The sequence below is a fragment of the Aetokthonos hydrillicola CCALA 1050 genome, assembly GCF_017591665.1.
In the GTDB taxonomy this organism is placed as follows: domain Bacteria; phylum Cyanobacteriota; class Cyanobacteriia; order Cyanobacteriales; family Nostocaceae; genus Aetokthonos; species Aetokthonos hydrillicola.
Genome location: NZ_JAAKGC010000010.1, coordinates 148,592 through 156,077, shown reverse-complemented (window position 1 = coordinate 156,077; position 7,486 = coordinate 148,592). Strand labels below are relative to the sequence as shown.

The window sequence follows — 7,486 nt, the reverse complement described above, 5'->3', positions numbered from 1 at the left end:
ATCAAGATTGGCAGGAAGTTGAGCAAGTAGGTTCCGAGATATTACAACGATCATTGAGTGCGATCGCGTCCCAAATTCTCCTTCCCCAACCACCACAGCCAGATGCATTACCAATTGTCGTCTTTAAGACCAAGTCCGCCTAAAGATATTGGGAGCAAAGTTACAACGACGATAATAGGAACAAACACTAAAAGTTGCAAATAAGAAATGGGGATTTTTAATTGTTGCGCGATTAAATAATGGTAATAAACTATGCCAAGCTGAAGTATTAACGAAAGTCCCATTGATAAGGCTAAAGCTTGGGGGTGTTGGGCAAATTTTCGCAACAAAATCTGAATCTTGGCAAAGCGCGCTGCTAGTCGGCTGAGGTTAAACTTTTCTAACCACGGTTCTGCCAAAATTAACAGCTTAGGACTTGATATCAGCAATACTGCTCCGACTAAGCTTGCCACACAGCCAAGAAAAAGCAAAATAATATCCCAACGCCCTATTAGTCTAAATGCTGGTGGTAAACCTAACAACGCTAAACCTGATAAAGCGGCTAAACCTGTAAATCTTTCTAAAAATACAGATACGAGTGCGACTTCAGAATCTTTAGTATGTTTTGCAACTCGATAGATCCGGTAAGCATCTCCACCCAAAGCACCAGGAAGAAAAATATTGAGAAACATTCCAGCAAAATAACTACTTATTAAGCTACTCATTGGTGCTGAATGACCGCTAGAATTAAGAACCACTTGCCAACGGATGCAGCTCAATACTTGACAACCTGTGTAGTAGAGTAAGGCGAAGATGATAAACGGTAACGACAGGTTTTGACACTGATTCCACGCTTGAGCAAAATTTATGTGAGTAAATACCAATATCAGTAGACAAACACTAACAGCCGTTTTAATAAATGTGATTGGTTTTATTTTCAACGTTCCTTCGCTCCCATTAAAAAATACAACGTATGGGGTATGGGGCATGGGGCATGGGGCATGGGGCATGGGGCATGGAGAAATTTCAACCTTAACCACTGTCGATTACCCATTACCCATTACTAATTGCCCATTGTTCATTGCTCCTGTGCTCCTCAGCCCCTCTGCTCCCTTGCTTCTTAAAAGGCTCCCAAATCTTTACCCTGACTAGATATACGACTTGGTAATCCATCTTCTGGTTGCCATAGTCGCAGGCGAGTGCCAAATGAGTCAATAATCGGTTTACCTAAGGTTTCAATATACTTCCAAGTAGTACCTCTAAACCTACGTTCTCTAGTGTCTTCTATATGAATCCATACTCGTTTAGATTTTTCAAGGACACGGTTCATCTGTTCTAAATTATTAAGTACTACCCCACCAGCCCAACGATCAATTAATCTACCTTCATGCCAGTAAGTTGCATCAAAATACCCAGTCCCCATTAAGAAATAATCTAATTTCCCTAAATTGGTAACTGCCAAAGATGGTAAAGTCGAAATAACTACATCTCCTTTCTGTTTGTGTTTCTGGATATATTCAAAAATTTGGCTGTTACGTCTGTTAATCGATTCGTTATACGCAGCTAATGTTCTGGCTGGTTCTATATTGCCAAGCACTAAAAGAATAGCTATGCTCAGGGCGATCGCTCTTATCGGTAGCAAGCCATCCAACACGCCCTGCAATTTTGCTCCTATGCTTTCTGTAATACAAATTGCACTGTAGATAGCTAGTAAAACAAATATTGGATAAATGGCATATCCATACCGTTCGGCTGTATCATAACAGAGAATGCTTACAAGAAGAATTTGAGAAAATACCAAGCTAAATAAGAAAACTATTTTGCCATTCTGACGTTTTATAAAGTAAACAAACCCTACAAAAAATAAAAGAGTATAAAGCGTTTGCATTCTGTCAGAACCAACTAATAAATTCGAAGCAAACTCTGTAATATTTGTAAAGTGAAGCCGTAGATAAGGCGCAGTGCTATCGCTTATTGCCGGGAGAGGAGTCAAAAGTCGGATAGACGCAAAACCTAAATCATAAATGAATATGACTATGGTCATGAAGCTACCGAAAACAATTTGCCAATCTTTTAACAAATTAAAGGGGCGATAAAAGTAAAGAAACCCTAACAAAAATGCTGGAAGTAAAGTTAAGCTAATTTCTTGAGTTAGCAGAGTTAAAGTTAAAGTAACAAAAAATATGGGCTGATAATTATTTTTACGCGATCGCTCAATAAAGGCTTTGAAAAATGTCCATACAGATAACAGGCTCATAAATTGCTGAACTTGGTAAAACCGAATATAGCGGGAATACCAAACTTCCCAAGGATTGATAGCTAAAACTGCTGTTACTAGCAGAGCAATCCATACTTTCCCAGTAATTCTACGAGCAATAATATAGATGAGAATTAAAGTTGCTGTTCCAAAAAACGCAGATAAATATTTACCATGAATGACAGAATCTCCCACGAGCCGTAACCAAAAAGCTAGTAGGTAGTGATAAAATGGGCCACGAGTGTACCAAATACCTGAAGTTGCGATGGGTGCGCCTGTGCGAAGAATACCTCTAGTAGCGTCTAGGGAGGTATGTTCATCTGTATCCAAGTCCATAAAACTGAGGTTATAAATCCTCAATCCAAAACCAACACCGATGATGAAGGCTAGAAAAACCCACTCACCCCAAATAGACCATTTGTGCTGTAAATCTGTGGTATCTTGTTTTGATTCGTAGAAGCAGACAATTGTTGAAGCAATAATTCCAGCAAGAACTGCTAAACAGATAATGACAAAGATGTTTCCTTGAGTTGCTAGCTTTAAACTTGCATAAGCAACTAACCCAAGCACGAACCAAAGAAACCATTGAGCAAATTTTCTCACATGGTGGTGAGATCTGATCAGGTAAAAAAGCAATGTCAGTACAAAACTACCTGTAAAACCTAGCAATATTAGGTAGTTGCTGTGTGAGTGAGCAAATAGCAACCCTGTTTCCGATTCTCCGTAGCGGTGTTTGAGTAAGCTAATGCAAATTAAAAACAGAGTTCCTGGTGAAAGTATTGCTGTACCTATGTTAAAGCTATCCCACCAACTTTTGTGAGGTTCCAGCCACAAGCCTAAAATCAAGGCATAGCCCACAGCAAAGATGATGCCCGCTAATTGCCAAAAACCTTGATGCAAAAGATAATTAGGGTAATTGAGTAGATAAGCATTACCCTCAAAACTGCGTTCAAACTGTTGCGCCTGGGGTAAATTGAGAAGGGTAACTGGTTGAGTCTCCCCTGCACCTTCTGTCCAACCTGGTGTAATTTGGGTTAGTGATGACCAAGTGCGATCGCTCTTGATCTCGGAGACTATTTCGCCTTTGTCTGTATGAGTCCATCCATCTAAGAAAAAGCTCACACCGTTTGGTAATGGCGCATTTATAGGATTAGCCAAGCTGACGGCTAAAATGTTATCACCAGGATAGAGGAACTTCGTGACTTCTATTAAATGTAAGCTATTGCCATTCTCAACGTTATAATGCTTAATCAACGAGCCGTTAAGCAGCAAAGAGTAATCACCATTACCAGCAAATCGAATATAAGCACGAGAAATATCAGCTGACGGTATTTTCCATCGACCCCTAAGCCATACTTGTCCTTTAGCGCTTTGAGTTCCGCTGATCCAAGTTCCTTGTAAGGGACGCTCAAACAAACTTTTACTTAAGCGACTATAAGTTGCTTCTGTAACTCGATGAAGCACCTTGGCTTGCGACCAATTAACATCAACAAAATCAGGGTTATACCATTGCAATGATTGGTAAGCTTCTGATAGATTTGAAACAACCCACTTCTTGACTCCTGTTGTCAATTCAATAGGAGGTGCATTAGCAACAGGATAAACAGCACCCTCAAGAACGAAACGCGGATTTGTTTTTCCTTTAAGAATTTCTAATCCTATGACATTTTTACCAGGACGCAGGAAAGAAGTTAAATCTACATAACTTGTTAGCTTCCAGTCTTTAGAACTGGCGAGTAAATAATTAGCAGTCTGAATATGGTAGTGATGATTATCATTAAAATCTTGCGATCGCGGGATTTTGATCCCAGCCGCTAAACCCAGAGAGCTGTTGAGTGCGCTGTTTTCTCTTGCTACCAGTTGTCCATTTACATAAAGTTTAAAGTCATTATCGGCGCTTAATTGCAGCCAACCAGCCTGTACATCACCAGGTATATCAAATGTGTGGCGAGCGTAGAAACGGTAATTTGGTGATTGGGGTGCGATCCATTGAGCGTTTTCTGACCAAACAACACGCTCTATCGATGTAGGTATTTTCTCACAAATAGAAAACCCCAACATCCCCAGTAAAAGTCCCAAAGTTAACATCAATCCTAATGATAGCCAACTTGTTAACCGCTTCATTATTGCTCCTTTAGGTCAGATTCACCCCAGGTTTTACTGTCTACTGATCTACGATAGCTTTGCCAGGTGTTATTAATATCACCATTTTTATATTCAGCCCAAGCTAAATGTAAATATGCTTGTCCAAGTAAGCCAAGTTTTTGCTCTTCAAAATATCGTTGATCGTTTATAATCTGCTTAGCAACATCTGCTGATTTTGAAAATTCTCCATTCACAACTCTAGCTAACATCAGATCATACAGAGCTTCTACATGACCAGGAAACACTTTTAATGCTCTTTCAAAAGTATCTGCTGCGGCTGCCGCCTTTCGATTATTTTCATTATTAAGATAACTTATAGCTTGATTTAAAATTGATGTTGCAAGATATCCTCTAACTAAAAATTGATTTGGTTTTATATCTAAGGATTTCTGCCAGTCATTTTCTGCTTTTTGAAAATCACCGTTTCTATATTCTTCCAGTCCTTCTACAAATTTGATTAATGCAGGATCCGGTACTTTGGCGTAGTACTCTGCTCTTGCTAACCGCTCTAAGGATGGTACATTTCCCTGAAATGCTGGATACAATTTCTGTAATACTTTGCTAGTATTTATAACTGTTAAATAATTCCCTTTAGCAAATTGCTCATCTAGATTATAGTCAATAATATTAAATCCAATTGTTGAAAATAAAATTATAAAAATTACTAATAATGTTGCTGGAATTACTTTGTTTATATCGCTTAAAAAATTTTTAAAGTTGGTACCTCTTAATCTGACTAACTGCGGTTTCACTATTGCCCATTTTCTCAGAGAATTAATGGGCACAGGAGTCAAATTAGATTCCAAGAACAGCGTATTCTCTGCTTCTAAATAAAGTCCAAGTAAGCTAATGATTATTCCAAAAAAGCAGAAAATCCAACCTCTACCAATAAACGTAAAAACGCTATTTTTATAGCCAAACATTTCAACCACAACTTTATTCCACGACGGCATTTGAAAAAATCGGCTGTCTTGAATTGATATGGTTAAAGTTGGAAGTGGCGGTGTTGGGTTATTTAAAGATACTTTTTGTTTCCATGCTGCTTGGACTTCTGAAAAATTGTTATCTACGTGAGTTGATACGGTTTCTCCTTGTTCATAGTAAGAGGAAGCTATGAAAGCAACCGTAGGCGACCAAGTAACGATGAAATAAGGAAAAAGCAAGGTTGCTATTAATCCAACCCAAAAACTTAACCGTAACTTATGAGCAATCGATTGATTAGTTAACTTGAATTTAAAGATGAAAGCCAAACCGATACTTGCTAATAATCCTGCTAAAACTCTACCAATGTTTGTAATAGCCAGATTGGCGTGAAAAGCTTTTAAAGATTCTGGCGGTAACTGAAACCAAGGATAAATTGCTCCTAGCAATAAAACTAGACATCCGATGAAAAACGTCAGCTTTTCTCTCTTAAAAAAGTTTTGCCACTGGTACAGTTTTTGCATTGCAAGTATCTAGCTAAGACTTTATAATGAGAACGTCGCTTTCTGATCCATAAAATCGGGTTGTGCAGAGGCTGCTGGTTTGGGTTTTGCACTTGATAGTTGCTGATGGTGAGCTCCATCATTTGCTACTTGTGTGAGTTGGGTATGAAGATGATCTCCAGGATTTAAGCCAGCAGGATAGACAACCACTTGCTCTTTAGGTTGTAAGCCTTCTAAGACTTCGCGTTGGTTGTCAATTGTCCTACCAAGCTTAACTTTTCTCACTACAGCTTTTCCTGCTTCTGCAACCATTACCATTCCTTCACCACCAGATAAATGGGTGACGGAACTTTCTGGAATGACTAAATTTGACGAGGCTTGAGTAAACTGAACATAACCTTGCAAACCAGGAGGCATTTTTAAGTTCTCAACACCAATCCACACGGAGTAAGTATACTGGCGCTCAACACCGTTTCTTTGTCTAGTTTGATCTGTTTCTACAGTGGGGTTTAGTTGAATAACCTTTCCTCGGAAGGTGCGTCCTGGATATGCTACTAGACTAACCGTTGCTTGATCGCCTAGCTTGATAGCGTTTAGACGTGCTTGATCGATGTAAGCCTTAAACACAGTATTTTGAGTGAGAGTCATGACAGATGCGCGATCGCGAACATCTATAATTTCTCCACTATGAATATTGACCTTACTCACCAAACCATCAGTACTGGCATAAATGACCGTTCTACTTAAATCCCTTGTTGCTTGTTGCAGTTCTATTTTTCTATTTTCTACTAACAAGCGCGCATCTGCCAAATCTTTATCTAGAGTTTTCTCAGCAAGCTCTAAAGCTTTTTGTGCACTAATTAATTCGTTTTGGCGAGTGATATAAAAATCTTTGTTACTAAATTGCTGTGTTTGGGTATTAAGAACTCCTTGTTGAGCATTTAAAAGTTCCTTTTTCCGTGTTGCATAAATATCTTGGGTATCGTAGAGAGTAAACTTAGAAATTGCTCCTTGTTTAGCGAGTATTTGAACTTGTTTGAGTTTTTGTTCAGTTGTTTTTAATCTTACCTGAGCTGCATGAACATCATTTTTTAATTCCTGCTGTGCTAGGTTATCAATCTCTTTCAATTTTGTCTTAGCTGCATCTAACCTTGCTTGATTAGATATAACATTCTGTTTCAGAACCATTAACCGTTCTGGGGCTGAGTGCTGCAAAGCCTGCAAGTTTTTTTGTGCAGTAGCAAGGTTGTTGCGAGCTGTCTCTACTTGGTCTTGAAAAGGAGCCTTTTGTAACTCAAGCAAAGGTTGTCCACGATGCACCCACTGTCCTTCAACAACATGGACTTTTTCTACTGGTCCAGATACTAAAGATCTAACCTCTACCTGCTGCATAGCAACTGATTCACCGGGAGCAGCAACACCATCTTCTAAATTTTTTGTCGTGACTTCAACAATTGGAACTTTGATCGGTTGACCTAAAGTCCGCTTTACAGCAGGATAACCTATAGCCGAAGAGTAAAATCTTGATTCTGGATCTTGGAGTGCTGGTAAAAGAACAGCAATTGATAAAATGGCTATTCCACCTATAGGAGCTGCTGTAAGTGTTGTTAAAACTGCACGAGATAATAAAAACTCACGAGAGGGCATCTTTTTGTGCTTTTGTATCAGTTGTCAGTTATCA

Annotated in this window: 4 protein-coding genes; all 4 read right to left on the bottom strand. The window is 39.0% G+C overall.

The annotated features are described in order from the left end of the window. Positions 1-107: 107 nt before the first annotated feature. The 4 genes from G4P69_RS07805 to G4P69_RS07790 all read right to left on the bottom strand — a co-directional run bounded on the left by G4P69_RS07805 (position 108) and on the right by G4P69_RS07790 (position 7,452). Positions 108-920: a lysylphosphatidylglycerol synthase transmembrane domain-containing protein gene (locus tag G4P69_RS07805; protein ID WP_208349119.1), complete on the bottom strand. Its 813-nt coding sequence runs from the start codon at positions 918-920 to the stop codon at positions 108-110. 179 nt (positions 921-1,099) lie between these two features. Next, positions 1,100-4,360 (bottom strand): glycosyltransferase family 39 protein, encoded by a 3,261-nt coding sequence (locus G4P69_RS07800; RefSeq protein ID WP_208349116.1) that lies wholly within the window; start codon positions 4,358-4,360, stop codon positions 1,100-1,102. Further along, positions 4,360-5,826 (bottom strand): hypothetical protein, encoded by a 1,467-nt coding sequence (locus G4P69_RS07795; protein ID WP_208349113.1) that lies wholly within the window; start codon positions 5,824-5,826, stop codon positions 4,360-4,362. The genes G4P69_RS07800 and G4P69_RS07795 overlap by 1 nt, the downstream gene beginning before the upstream one ends. A gap of 21 nt (positions 5,827-5,847) precedes the next feature. Continuing rightward, entirely contained in the window at positions 5,848-7,452 is a 1,605-nt protein-coding gene (locus G4P69_RS07790) for an efflux RND transporter periplasmic adaptor subunit (protein ID WP_208349110.1), read from the bottom strand. Positions 7,453-7,486 lie beyond the last annotated feature (34 nt).